General features: G+C 62.5%; 8 protein-coding genes. 2 read left to right on the top strand and 6 right to left on the bottom strand.

Annotation, left to right across the window (positions count from 1 at the left end):
- Positions 1–65 precede the first annotated feature (65 nt).
- Complete coding sequence (locus Q7F16_RS29735; protein WP_046065601.1) at positions 66–1,070, bottom strand: AraC family transcriptional regulator; 1,005 nt, start codon at positions 1,068–1,070, stop codon at positions 66–68.
- A 100-nt stretch (positions 1,071–1,170) separates the two neighbouring features.
- Between Q7F16_RS29735 and Q7F16_RS29730 the strand changes: the two genes are divergently transcribed.
- Positions 1,171–2,244, top strand: coding sequence for a fatty acid desaturase (locus Q7F16_RS29730; RefSeq protein ID WP_409557295.1), 1,074 nt, complete (start codon positions 1,171–1,173; stop codon positions 2,242–2,244).
- A gap of 152 nt (positions 2,245–2,396) precedes the next feature.
- Here Q7F16_RS29730 and Q7F16_RS29725 read toward each other — a convergent pair whose 3' ends face one another.
- From Q7F16_RS29725 to Q7F16_RS29715, 3 genes are all read right to left on the bottom strand, one after another.
- Positions 2,397–4,901, bottom strand: a complete 2,505-nt coding sequence (locus Q7F16_RS29725) for a TonB-dependent siderophore receptor (protein WP_409557294.1) — start codon at positions 4,899–4,901, stop codon at positions 2,397–2,399.
- 85 nt (positions 4,902–4,986) lie between these two features.
- Complete coding sequence (locus Q7F16_RS29720; protein WP_409557293.1) at positions 4,987–5,988, bottom strand: FecR domain-containing protein; 1,002 nt, start codon at positions 5,986–5,988, stop codon at positions 4,987–4,989.
- Entirely contained in the window at positions 5,978–6,478 is a 501-nt protein-coding gene (locus Q7F16_RS29715; protein WP_014335956.1) for a sigma-70 family RNA polymerase sigma factor, read from the bottom strand. The genes Q7F16_RS29720 and Q7F16_RS29715 overlap by 11 nt, the downstream gene beginning before the upstream one ends.
- A 253-nt stretch (positions 6,479–6,731) precedes the next feature.
- Here Q7F16_RS29715 and Q7F16_RS29710 point away from each other — a divergent pair, with 253 nt between their 5' ends.
- On the top strand, positions 6,732–8,612 hold the full coding sequence (locus tag Q7F16_RS29710) for a methyl-accepting chemotaxis protein (protein WP_079301455.1): 1,881 nt from the start codon (positions 6,732–6,734) through the stop codon (positions 8,610–8,612).
- 198 nt (positions 8,613–8,810) lie between these two features.
- On the opposite strand, the gene Q7F16_RS29705 is transcribed toward Q7F16_RS29710, so the two are convergent.
- Positions 8,811–9,275, bottom strand: a complete 465-nt coding sequence (locus Q7F16_RS29705; RefSeq protein WP_018613225.1) for an SRPBCC family protein — start codon at positions 9,273–9,275, stop codon at positions 8,811–8,813.
- A gap of 32 nt (positions 9,276–9,307) precedes the next feature.
- The gene (locus Q7F16_RS29700) at positions 9,308–12,832 is read right to left on the bottom strand and encodes a non-ribosomal peptide synthetase (protein ID WP_409557292.1); all 3,525 of its coding nucleotides are present in this window, start codon (positions 12,830–12,832) and stop codon (positions 9,308–9,310) included.
- Positions 12,833–12,834 lie beyond the last annotated feature (2 nt).

Below are 12,834 nucleotides of genomic sequence, written 5' to 3'. Positions count from 1 at the left end.
GTCCGGCCTGAATCCTGTGGGAGCGAGCCTGCTCGCGATAGGGCCAGCCCAGGCACCGCAAGCCCCTAGCGCAACCCATCCCGAAACTGCCCCGGCGTCATCCCGGTCCAGCGCTTGAATGCGCGGCTGAAGCTGCTGGCGTCGGCAAAGCCCAGTAGATAACTGACTTCGCTCAGCGAGCAGTTCGGATCCCGCAGGTGCAGCAGTGCCAGATTCTCCCGGCACTCGTTGAGCAGTGTGTCGAACCGGCAGCCTTCGTCGGCCAGGTGCCGTTGCAGGCTGCGCAGGCTCAGGTGCATGGCCTGGGCGATGCGTTCGGCGCTGGGCTCGCCTTCGGGCAGTTGGGCTTCGATGGCCGCGCGTACCTTGCGTTCCCAAGTCAGTGGCTTGAGCTGGGCGAGGGTGCGCTCGAGCACCGTTTCGTTGTGTTCAGCCAGTTCCGGGTTGGCATCGTCCAGATGGCTGTCGAAGTCGCTGAGGTTGAACTCCAGGCAATCCTGGTCGGCACCGAAATGCACCGGCGAGCGGAATACCTTGTGCCAGGGGCTGGGGTCCGCCGGTTCCGGGCGCCGCAGGTACACCGCCAGTGGTGCGTAATCACGGCCGAGACGGTTACGACAGGTGCGCACGTAAATCGCTGTGAACGCGTCGATGGCTTCAAAGGCCGGTGCCGGTCGGCCCGGCGGCACCTCGAGGCTAAAGCGATAACGGTCCTCTGCGCGGATCAGTTGGAGGGTCAGGGCATCGCTGACTACCGGGTGATAGCGCACGATCCGCTCGAACACTTCCCGCAGGCTGCCGCTGGCCACCAGAGCGTAACCCAGCGCGTGAAAGGTGGTGGGGCTGACGAAGCGCGACACCCGCAGGCCGATGGCCGGGTCGCCGCTGGCCTGCACGGCCAATGCCCACAAACGCGTGGTGGCCGAGAGCGGATAACGGGCGTTCGGGTCGTCCATCCATTGCGGGTCGAGGCCGGCTTCTACGCACAGGGCATGGCTGTCCAGGCCCAGCGCATCGAGCTGTTTGCGCAGGGCGCGGGTCCAGCTGGCGAGGGAGGTCGGTTCAGTCATGACGATTGGCGCTTGCGGTCAACAGGTTGGCGTCTACGGCTACCATCCCAGGGGACAACGCCCGGCAGGATGAGCACATCTCTAATAGAGGATGTAAGCCATGCACGGCACTTGCGCAAGCCCCGAGCGATTGAATGCACAACAACGATCGGCCCATATTCGCCAGGTGGTCCTGGCCCGGGGCGAGGAGTTGCGTCGGTGCTATCCGATCCTGCGCCACCAGGATGCATTGGGCGCGGGCATCCTGGCATTCGCCCTGGTCGGGATGATCGGTTCGGCGCTGCTCTACATCAACGGTTACCTGGCCGGGTGGGCGTGCCTGTTGCTCAACGCGTTTTTCGCGTCCCTGACCCACGAGCTGGAACACGACCTGATCCACAGCATGTATTTTCGCAAGCAGCGCCTGCCCCACAACCTGATGATGGGTTTGGTCTGGCTGGCGCGGCCGAGCACCATCAACCCGTGGATCCGCCGCCACCTGCACCTCAACCATCACAAGGTGTCCGGCAGCGAAGCCGACATGGAGGAGCGGGCTATCACCAACGGCGAACCCTGGGGGCTGGCGCGGTTGCTGATGGTCGGCGATAACATGATGTCGGCCTTCATCCGCCTGCTGCGGGCCAAGACCTGGACGCACAAGCGCAGCATTCTCAAGCGCACGCTGAAGGTGTATTTCCCGCTGGCGTTGCTGCATTGGGGCGCCTGGTATGTGTTTCTCGGTTTTCATGGGGCCAACGGCATCGCCAGTCTGCTGGGGACTTCAATTGACTGGTCGGCCACCACACTGGCGACGATGCAGGTAATCGACATCGCCGCGGTGGTGATCATCGGGCCGAACGTGTTGCGCACCTTTTGCCTGCATTTTGTCAGCTCGAACATGCACTACTACGGCGACATTGAGCCGGGCAATGTGATCCAGCAGACCCAGGTGCTCAACCCTTGGTGGTTGTGGCCGTTGCAGGCGTTCTGCTTCAACTTCGGCAGCAGCCATGGCATTCATCATTTCGTGGTGAAGGAGCCGTTCTACATTCGCCAACTGACGGTGCCGGTGGCGCATAAGGTGATGCGCGAGATGGGTGTGCGGTTCAATGACTTTGGCACATTCGGGCGGGCGAATCGGTTTGTGCGGGAAGAGGGGGTGGTGCGGGAGGAAGGGGATGCGGTGCGGGTCTGATCGATACCGGTTCGAGCGGTGAAACGCGAAACCTGTGGCGAGGGAGCTTGCTCCCGCTGGACGCGAAGCGGCCCAGGTTTTTGGGGCTGCTGCGCAGCCCAGCGGGAGCAAGCTCCCTCGCCACAATGGTATGCGTTAAGACTGGGAACAGGTCAGAACTGGTAACTCACCGTCGCCGCCACATTGCGCTCTTCACCCATGTAGCAATAGCTCAGGCTGGCGCACGAAGCGACGTAGGTTTCGTTGGTCAGGTTGTTCGCGTTCAGGCGCACATCCACGCCCTTCAAGCCGACCTTGCCCAGGTCATACCCCACCGAGGCATCGAACAATGTGTAGGACGGCACCTTCATGGTGTTCTCCGCATCGGCCCAGCTGTAGCCGACATAGCGCACGCCGCCACCGAGGCGCAGGCCGTCGAGGGAACCGCTGTCGAACCTGTAGTCAGCCCAGACCGAAGCCATGTGACGCGGGGCCTGGGTCGGTGAGTTGCCCTTGTTTTCGATGATGTCGGTGGGCGTGCTGAGGGTGCTGACCATCGATTTCGAATATTCGATGTCGGTGAAGGTGTAGCTGCCCAGCACTTTGAATTGTTCGGTCAACTGCAGGTGCGCTTCCAGTTCCAGGCCCTGGGAGCGCACGGCACCGACGGCGCGGTAGAAGTTTTCCTGAGGCAACTTGGTCGCCAGGTTTTCCTGGTCGATACGAAACAGCGAGGCCGTGTACAAATCATCCGTGCCCGGTGGCTGGTACTTCAGGCCCAGTTCCCATTGTTTGCCGTCGGTGGGCGGCAGCGGGTTGCCGGCGCTGTCGGCGTAGGAGTTCGGGTTGAACGACTCGGAGTAGCTGATGTACGGCGCCATGCCGTTGTCGAACAGGTACAACGCCCCGGCGCGGCCCGTGAGCTTGGTGCGTTTGTCATTGATCTCGGTGCCTTCCGGGCGGCCGAATTCGGCGATGCGGTTTTCATCCGAGGTTTGGACCCAGTCCTGGCGCAGGCCGAGGGAGAAGCGCCATTTATCCATTTCGATCAGGTCTTGCAGGTACACGCCGGTCTGCTCCAGGCGTCGCAGGTAGCTAGTGGGGCTGAAGTAGGTGATGGCCGAGTTGCCGTAGACCGGGTCAAAGGCGTTGATTGGCGCCAGGCTGCCGCTGGTCCAGTCGACCACGGTTTTGCGCCGCTGGTAGTCGGCGCCCATCAGCACGGTGTGCTTGGTCGCGCCGGTAAAGAATTCGGCTTGCAGCATGTTGTCGACGATGAAGGAATGGAGCTTTTCTTCGGCGCCGGTGTAATAGCGGTTCAGCTCGTTGCTGGTGGGCGTGGTCCAGCCATAGGCGTAGACCTGATCGTTGGTGACCTGGGAGTCCAGGTAGCGGAAGTTCTGTCGGGCGGTGAAGACATCGTTGAAACGGTGCTCGAACTGGTAGCCGAACGACTGCTGGTCGCGTTCGTAACCGTCGACGCCAGGCTCGCCTTCGAAGAAGTTTTCGGAGATCCGCCGGCCGTTGCGCTGATGCAAGGTGCCATCGGCCGGCATGCCACCGTGGTAGCCGCCGTCGGGGTCATGCTGCAGGTAGGCCTGGAGCGTCAGCGAGGTGTCCTCGCTGAAATCAATGTTCACCGTGGGCGCGAGGGCGAAGCGTTTTTCCTTGTTGTGGTCGAACTGGGTGTCGGAGGTGTCCGCCAGGCCGATCAGGCGATAGGTGATGCGTTTGTCGTCATCCACGGGGCCGGTGAAGTCGAAGCCCATGCCGCGTTGGCCCTGGGTGCCGACCGTGGCCTGGATTTGGTGATAGGCCTCGTACTGTGGCTTCTTGCTGGTGAGCGCCACCAGGCCGCCGGGCGAACTGCGACCGTAGAGCACCGAGGACGGGCCCTTGAGAATGTCGACCCGCTCCAGGAAGTACGGATCGACCTGCATGGAGCTGTAGGTGCCGCTGTCGCCCATGGACTTGAGGCCGTCGAGGTAGATGTTATCCACCGAGCCGTCGTTGAAGCCGCGCATCGCCACGTAGTCGTAGCGGTGGGTCGCGCCGTAGGGGTTGGTCAGCACGCCGGGGGTGTAGCGCATGGCCTGGGACACGGTTTGCGCGCCCTGGTCGTCCATTTGCTCGCGGGTGACCACGGACACGCTCTGGGAGGTTTCGCGCAGGGCGGTGCTGGTCTTGGTGGCGACCTGGCTGTGGGTGGCGTTGTAACCTTCCATGCTGCCCAGGGCGTTACCCAATGCGAAGCCCTTGATGTCGGTGGTCGGCAGTTCCATCGTGCTGCCAGTGGTCTGGGTTTGCAGCACGTAGCTGCTGCCATCCTGGCTGACGGCAACCAGTCCCGAGCCGCTGAGCAGTTGGCTCAGGGCTTGGTCCGGCGAGTACTCACCCTTGAGCCCCGGGGACTGCACGCCACCGGTTTGCGTTGGCGTGCTTGCCAGGGTGATCCCGGCCTGGCGGGCGAACTGATTCAGTACGTCGCTCAGTGGGCCGGGGGCGATGTTGTAGCTCTGACGGCTGGCGGTCACGCCGCTTTGTGCGGCGAGCGCGAGCATCGGCACGACGCTGACCCCCAGCGCAGTGGAGAACAGCGCGGCATGAATAGCCTGGCGCAACAGGCCCGGTTGCACAGAGAAGCCGAAGGGGTTCTTGAGAAGCAAGCGCTCAGTCATTGTAGGTTCCGTTGGAGTCGCTGAAGGCAGATAAGGGGTGCTTACTGTCCTAGCCGGACGCCGGCCTGAAACCCGCCAAAAAAAATCAAGCCAGGCGCTGCACCGTGATCCACCAACGGGTTCGATAACGGATCTGCACGGGGAGCGTGCGTGGCAGGACGGCAAGCAATTTGTCGATGTCCTCCAAACGGAAAACCCCCGACAAGCGCAAGTCGGCAACCGACGCCGCGCAGTTCAAATAGCCTGGGCGGTAGCGTCCTACTTCGTTGAGAAAGTCTTCCAGGCGCATGTCGCGTGTGACGATCAAGCCGTCGGCCCAGGCACCTGCGTCCATGTCCAGCGGCGGCACCAGGGTCGCTGTCGATGCGCTGATCAGGTAGCTTTGCCCGGCCTCGACCTGGAGGGGGGTGCCATCGCTGTTTGGGTGCGAACGGATAACCACCCGGCCGCGGGTGACGCTCAAGCGTGTGCAGTCGCTGTCCTGGCGCACGACGAAGCGTCCTTCCAGGCCTTCGAACAGGCCATGCCGGCTTTGTACCCGCAGCGGGCGCCCCGGGTCGCGACCACAGGTGACCATGATTTCGCCGCGGGCCAGGGTAATCAGGCGCTGCCGGGCGCTGAAATCCAGGTTGGCGGCGCTGTGGGTATTGAGCTCGAGCCGCGTGCCGTCCGGCAGTTGGAAGCCTCGTCGTTCACCCGTGACGGTAACGAAATCGGCATTCCACGGCTGCCAGCCCAGGTCCTTGCCCAGCCATGCCGCGCCGCCCACCAGTGCGACGCCCGACAGCAATTTCATTGCCTGGCGACGACTGAGGCGCTGGGCGCTTTTTTCCAGGGTGTCCAGGGCGATATGGGCACCGGGCACTGCCCGCAGGTTGGAGGTCAATTCGCTGTGCAGCGATTGCACCCGTTGCCAGGCCAGTTCGTGTTCCGGGTGGGCGGCGCGCCAGGTGTCGCATTGTTGGCGCAAGGTCGGGTGAGCGGTGTGATTGCGCAGGCGTAGCAGCCAGTTTATCGCCTGCCTGACCACCTGTTGCGACGGGCCGTTGCGTCGGCTCTGCAAGTGCTCCGCCGGCTCAGCTTTCATAGCGCAGCACATAGCAGTGGTACAGCGCATCGGCGACGTAGCGCTCCACCGAGCGCAACGAGATGCCCATCTGTTCGGCAATCTGCTTGTACGTCAGGCCTTCGCACTGGGCCAACAGAAAGGCCCTGCGTACTTTCGGCTTGAGGCCTTCGAGCATTCTGGCAATGGCTTCGAGCAGTTCCAGAATCAGGGCCTGGGCTTCAGCGCCAGGGGTTTCGGCTTCCGGCAAGTGAGCTATGGTTTGGAGGTAGGCGCGTTCGATTTCTTCTCGCCGCCAATGGTCGATCACCAGACCTTGGGCGATGGTGCGCAGAAAGGCGCGTGGGGCGCGAAGCTCCAGGCGTTCGCTACGCTGCAACAGGCGCACGAAGGTGTCTTGGGCCAGGTCCGCCGCATCGGCGGCATTGCCCAGCCGGGTGCGCAGCCACGTATTAAGCCAGCCGTGATGACGGCTGTAGAGCGCCTGTACTGCAAACTCGGGAGATGACATGGACGCAACGGCCTGGATGTTACAAATGATAATAGGTCGCATTGTCATCAGGCGTTGGCGAATTTGCAACCACCGTTCGCCCGCCGTGTCCTCCCGTCGGCTATTTCTTCGAATCCCTAATTATTTGTACAGGTTTGCCGACAGACTTGTACGTGTGCACCAAAGTGGAGCGGGTTGATAACCGCTCGCACTGTTACATGGAACGTTGCAATCCTGGAATGCACCCCCACTCCTTGCATAAGAAGCCTCATCAATGAATCTAAAGTTCAGCCACAAAATCCTTCTTGCCGCCTCTGGTGTGGTGGTCCTGGCTTTTGCCCTGTTCACGCTCTACAACGATTATTTGCAGCGCAATACCATCGGCAGCAGCCTTGAGTCGTCCATCGAGCAATCCGGCGACCTGACGGCCAGCAGCATCCAGAACTGGATGAGTGGCCGGATACTGGTGCTGGAAAACCTGGCGCAAAACATCGCGCACCAAGGTGCTGCTGCCGATCTGCCAGGGCTGGTCGATCAGCCAGCGCTGACGTCGAACTTCCAGTTCACTTATGTGGGCCAGGCCAACGGTGTCTTCACCCAACGTCCGGACGCCAAAATGCCTGACGGCTACGACCCGCGTCAGCGGCCTTGGTACAAACAGGCGGTGACCGCCGATAAAACCATGCTGACCCCGCCTTACCTGGCGGCGGTGGGTGGCCTGGTGGTGACCGTTGCCCTGCCGGTGAAGCACAACGGCCAATTGCTCGGCGTGGTAGGCGGCGACTTGAGCCTGGAAACCCTGGTGAAAATCATCAACTCCGTGGATTTCGGTGGTATTGGCCATGCGTTCCTGGTCAGCGGTGACGGTCAGGTGATCGTCAGCCCGGATAAAGACCAGGTGATGAAGAACCTCAAGGACATCTACCCCGGTACCCCGGTGCGCATTGGCAAGGGTATCCAGGACGTTGAGCTGAACGGGCAGGACCGTATCCTTTCGTTCACGCCAGTGACTGGCTTGCCGAACGCCGAGTGGTACATCGGCCTGTCGATCGACAAGGCCAAGGCCTACGCGCCGTTGAGCCAGTTCCGTACGTCTGCGCTGATTGCGATGTTTGTCGCGGTGGCGGCCATTGCGTTGCTGCTGAGCCTGCTGATCCAGGTACTGATGCGTCCGTTGACCACCATGGGCCGCGCCATGCAGGACATCGCCCAGGGCGAAGGCGACCTGACCCGGCGCCTGGTGGTGCAGGGCAAGGATGAGTTCGCGGTGCTGGGTGGTTCGTTCAACCAGTTCGTGGAGCGGATTCACGCGTCGATCTCGGAAGTGTCTTCCGCCACCCGCCAGGTACATGACCTGTCGCAGCGGGTGATGACCTCGTCCAATGCGTCGCTCGTCGGCTCGGATGAGCAGAGCGCCCGCACCAACAGCGTGGCTGCGGCCATCAACGAGTTGGGCGCCGCGACCCAGGAAATCGCCCGCAATGCCGCAGATGCCTCGCAACATGCCAGCGGTGCCAGCGAACAGGCCGATGATGGTCGCCAAGTGGTGGAAAAAACCATCCAGGCCATGACTGAGTTGTCGCAGAAGATCAGTCTTTCGTGCACCCAGATCGAAACCCTGAACGCCAGCACCGACAACATCGGCCACATCCTCGACGTGATCAAGGGCATCTCCCAGCAAACCAACCTGCTGGCCCTGAACGCGGCCATCGAAGCGGCCCGTGCCGGTGAAGCCGGCCGTGGTTTTGCGGTGGTGGCCGATGAAGTGCGCAACCTGGCGCACCGCACCCAGGAGTCGGCGGAAGAAATCCACAAGATGATCACCTCGCTGCAGGTCGGCTCCCGTGAAGCGGTGACCACGATGAACGCCAGCCAGACCTCCAGCGAAGAAAGCGTGGAAGTGGCCAACCAGGCCGGCCTGCGACTGGTCAGCGTGACGCAGCGCATCGGTGAGATCGACGGTATGAACCAGTCGGTGGCTGCCGCGACCGAAGAACAGACCGCGGTGGTTGAAACCCTCAACATGGACGTCAGCCACATCAATCTGCTGAACCAGCAAAGCGTGGCCAACCTCAATGAAACCCTGAAGGATTGCGATGCCTTGTCGCAACAGGCCAATCGACTGAAGCAACTGGTGGACAGCTTCAAGATCTGACCCAGTCGCAAGCCGACCCACCGCCATCGCGAGCAAGCTCGCTCCCACAAGGGACTGGCGGTGGGTCGGTATTTTGCATTCACCCCGGAACCAAAACTGTGGGAGCGAGCTTGCTCGCGATGGCGGCCATCCAGTCAACATCGCCGGCACAGACCCACCGCTTTCGCGAGCAAGCCCGCTTCCACAAGGGGGTGGCGCTTACTTGAACATCCCCTGCACATTCCCCATCGCCTCATCGGCGAAGCCCTGGAGGAAATCCCTGAAGCCCGACGGCGTATGGGCGTCGGTGTGGTCGGCGATGATGGTCCAGGTGGCGCGGCAGCGGTTGTCCGCCAGGGGTTCGACGCGCATGGCCGCCCACAGGTTGTCGATGCCCAGGGTGTTGTAGATCAGCGTCCAGGTCATGTGCATGGCCTGGTCGTCACGGCTGTTGAGCTGTTCCACCACCAGGTTCTGCCCATCGCGGAAGAATTTCTTGCGCAGGGACCTCACACCCTCGCCGGTCATTTCGATGTGCTCCAGCGCCGGGATGAAACGGTTGAATCCGCCAAAATCACCCACCACGTCCCAGACGCGCGCCGCGTCGGCCGCGACCTCCACCGAGGTTTCGACCTGGCAGGCTTGGGGGTTTTTGATCAGGGTGTCGGGTTGAAATGCACTCATGGTCTTGCTCCTTGCTTTGGGTTGAGGGTGTTTCAGATGAAGTCGATGGCCTTGAGGTACTCGGCGCCGCGACGCAGCAGGGCCGGGGATTTTTCCGGGTAGCTGGCGCCCATCTGCCGCACGCCGGCGCGGGCGTTGTCATGGCTGATCAACGAGATATCGCCGATGTCTTCCTCGAAGCCGTTGAGGTAGAAACCCAGCACGCCAAACAACGCGTTGTCGGCGTCGACCCGAGCCAATTGCCGTTGCCACTCGGCGACGCTGACCAGCGAAAACTCCCGGCCGCTGTCGCGAAACGACGCGACATAAGCATCCCAGCTCAAAGGCTGTGGGTTGTGCAGGTTGAACACCGCTTGCGTCGGCTGGTAACGGCTGGCATGGAAGGCGATGAAGCGGGCCAGGAAATCCACCGGCATCAGGTCGAAATTGAGGGACAGCTCCGGCACCTGGCCGAGCTGGATCGAGCCTTTGAGCATCAGCATCAAGCGATTTTTGTGGGGCTGGCAGACCCCGGTCAGGCTGTTGAAACTGATGTTTCCGGGACGGAACAGATTGACCCACACCCCGCGATCCCGGGCGCGTTGCAGGATCCGTTCGCCGACCCATTTGGACAGGTTGTAGCCGTTCTTGATGTAGATCGGCGGCGTCTCGGCGGCAGGCTGTTCCAGCACCTGGCCGTCGGCGTCCAGGGCACTGGACGCGGAAAGCGTGGAGACGAAATTGAAGATCTTCTTGCTGCGCCCTTCACACAGGCGCAGGCATTCGAAGATCGGCTCCACGTTGTCCCGCGCCAGGGACTCGTAGTCGAGTACATGGTTGACGTGGGCGGCGTTGTGCACCAGCGCGCCGAAGGTACGGTCGATGCGGGCGTAGACGTCATCCGGCAAACCCAACTGCGGTTGGGTGATGTCGGCGGCGTAAACGCTGACGCGGTCCAGGTCCAGGTGGGTCAGGTGATTGTCCTGAAGGGCCTGGGAGAAGCGCTCGGCCGCGCTGTGTTCAGCGCTCGCACGCACCAGGCACGCGACTTCGGTGGCGCCCCAGGCCAGCAGTGCTTCGACGATGTGCACCCCGAGAAAGCTGTTGGCGCCGGTCACCACCACCTTGTGTACATCGCCGCATTGGCTGACGGGCAGCGGATCGAGGTTGAGTTCGGCCTCGGCATCGATGAAGGCCTGGGGGCTGAGGATCGATGCACTGTTTTGATCAGGATCGTTTAGCAACTTGGCCAAGGTCATCAGCGTCGGCGCTTCGATAAAGCGGTTGATCGACAGGCTGCGACCGAACGTCTGGCGGATGCTTAGCAGCAGTCGCGACAACAGGATCGAATGCCCACCCAGGTTGAAGAAGCTTTCGTCGGTGGCGATGTCCTCGACGGGTAGTTCAAGCAGCTCGGCCCACAGTTGCTGCAGTTGTGTCTCGAGGGCGTTCTGTGGCTGGCGGCGCTGGCCGTCGACCTGCACTTGCACCGCCATGGCGAGCAAGGCCCGGCGATCGACCTTGCCGTTGCTGGTGTACGGCAGGCTCGGCAACTCGACGTAGGCGGCCGGGTGCATGTAGCTGGGCAAGCTGTTCTGCACATGCTCGCGCAATGCCTGGAGGGCGTCGCCGGAGTGCTCGGGATGAACCAGGAACGCCAGGATCCGTCGCCGCTCATCGACCCCCACTGCCACTTGGCGAAACAACTGGCTATCGCGCAGGCAGTGCTCGATTTCCTCGGGCTCGACCCGAAAACCGCGGATCTTCACCTGGTTATCGCGCCGGCCACACAGTTCGATGCCGTTGTCGGTCCACTGGCCGATATCACCCGTGCGATAGACCCGCAGCGTGTGCCCGGTGGGCAGTGTCAGGTCGAGGTAGCGCGTCGCGGTCAGCGTCGGGTCGTTCAGATAGCCCAGCCCGACGCCGGGGCCGGCGATGTACAGCTCGCCGGGGACACCTTGGGAAACCGGTTGCAACTGTTCGTCCAGGATCAGCACCCGGCCATTGGCGATGGGCACGCCGAGGTTGCGGTTGTTGTCGCCGACGCCGAACTGTCGTGTGGTCGCCAGCACCGTGGTTTCGGTGGGGCCGTAGATGTTGTGGAACTGGCATTGTGGTGCGAGCTGTTCGATCACGAACGGCTCGCAGACATCGCCACCGGTGATCAGGTGCGCCAGGCCCAACGGTGTATCAAGGGGCATGACGCTCAGCAGTGCAGGCGGCAGAAAGGCGTGGCTGATGTGCTGCTGGTGAATCAACGCGACCAGTTGCTGCGGATCGCGGCGCTGGTCTTCGCTGGGCACCACCAGCAGTGCACCGTGGATGAAGGTCGGGAGGATATCCAGCAGCGACGCATCAAAGTTGATGGTGGAAAACTGCAACGCCCGGCTGTCGCGCTGCAACCCGACGTAGTCGCCGTACCAGGCACAGAAGTGACTGAGGTTGCGGTGGCTGAGCAACACGCCCTTGGGCTGGCCGGTGGTGCCGGAGGTGTAGATCGCCACGGCCGGTTCGTTGCTGTCCACCGTGCGGCGGATCAACGAGGCCGGGATGCCTGGCGTGGGCGCTGGCAGTTGATGGACATTCAGCGTTGGCAGCGAGAGGTCGCCGAGGTCGCTGTCGCCGTCGTGCAGCAGCAGGTCCGCCTGGGCATTTTCCAGGATGAAGCGCCGACGTTGCGCCGGGTGCTGCGGGTCCAGCGGCAGGTACACCGCCCCGCAGCCCAGCACCGCCAGGATCGCCGCATACAGGTGTGCGGACTTGGGCAGGCAGACACCGATCACCTTGTGGGAGGAAGGCTTGCCCCCGATGAACGATGACGCGGTTGGGTTGAGAACCTCGGTGTCCTCATCGCGGGCAAGCCTTGCTCCCACAGGTTCTCCAGCAGATCCTTTCTCATGTTCTGCTCGGTGCAGTATTTCCAGCATCGGTTGCTGCAACCTCAGCGCCTGGCGGCGCAAGGATTTGTAATCGATGAGTTGTCCATCGACCCACAGGGCTGGTTGCGTCGCGTCGTCGAGCATGCGCTGTTCGATGCTGTGCATCACCGGCACATCGGCGGCGGCCAGCAGCCAGGGCACCGGTGGCCGATTGAGGCCGTGCTCGAACGCCAGCGGCTCCAGCGCATCGAGCCCGAGCAGGGGCTGCTCGACAGCGTCAGCGTGCACCGTCGGCCAATGATCGAAGCAGGTGTCATCCCGGGATAACTGGCTGACCAGCCGTGCCCCGGTCTCGACCACTGTCGCCAGGGTACGCAACCGCAGGGACTGACCGTTGCCATCGCCTTGCGGCGCAATCACCTCCTGGCACAGCAGCCGCTGCGCGCCGTCGCGGAATATCACCACCGGTTGTGGCAATACTTCGCCGGGTAGCGTGCGCAGCACCACGCGCACTTGGAGGCATGAGCGGGCTTCAACGGCAGGCGGTGTCGTACCGTCGTCGATCAACAGATCGACCGCGCCGTGGCCGGCCGGCGATTGCCAATCCACCACACCGTGACCGTGCAGCTCCAGTTCCCGGGCCAGTTCGGCCATGGCCTGGCTGGTGCCAGGCACTGCAATTTCGAGGCGTTTCATCG

The organism is Pseudomonas sp. Lb2C2, assembly GCF_052112205.1.
In the GTDB taxonomy this organism is placed as follows: Bacteria; Pseudomonadota; Gammaproteobacteria; order Pseudomonadales; family Pseudomonadaceae; genus Aquipseudomonas; species Aquipseudomonas kilonensis.
Note: the sequence above shows the minus strand (reverse complement) of the source record. Positions and strands in the feature narration are given on the sequence as shown.

Bases quoted from the DNA above. Each gene is read 5' to 3' on its own strand.
- Q7F16_RS29735 (WP_046065601.1), bottom strand. From the start codon at position 1,070: ATGACTGAACCGACCTCCCTCGCCAGCTGGACCCGCGCCCTGCGCAAA.
- Q7F16_RS29730 (WP_409557295.1), top strand. From the start codon at position 1,171: ATGCACGGCACTTGCGCAAGCCCCGAGCGATTGAATGCACAACAACGA.
- Q7F16_RS29725 (WP_409557294.1), bottom strand. From the start codon at position 4,901: ATGACTGAGCGCTTGCTTCTCAAGAACCCCTTCGGCTTCTCTGTGCAA.
- Q7F16_RS29720 (WP_409557293.1), bottom strand. From the start codon at position 5,988: ATGAAAGCTGAGCCGGCGGAGCACTTGCAGAGCCGACGCAACGGCCCG.
- Q7F16_RS29715 (WP_014335956.1), bottom strand. From the start codon at position 6,478: ATGTCATCTCCCGAGTTTGCAGTACAGGCGCTCTACAGCCGTCATCAC.
- Q7F16_RS29710 (WP_079301455.1), top strand. From the start codon at position 6,732: ATGAATCTAAAGTTCAGCCACAAAATCCTTCTTGCCGCCTCTGGTGTG.
- Q7F16_RS29705 (WP_018613225.1), bottom strand. From the start codon at position 9,275: ATGAGTGCATTTCAACCCGACACCCTGATCAAAAACCCCCAAGCCTGC.
- Q7F16_RS29700 (WP_409557292.1), bottom strand. From the start codon at position 12,832: ATGAAACGCCTCGAAATTGCAGTGCCTGGCACCAGCCAGGCCATGGCC.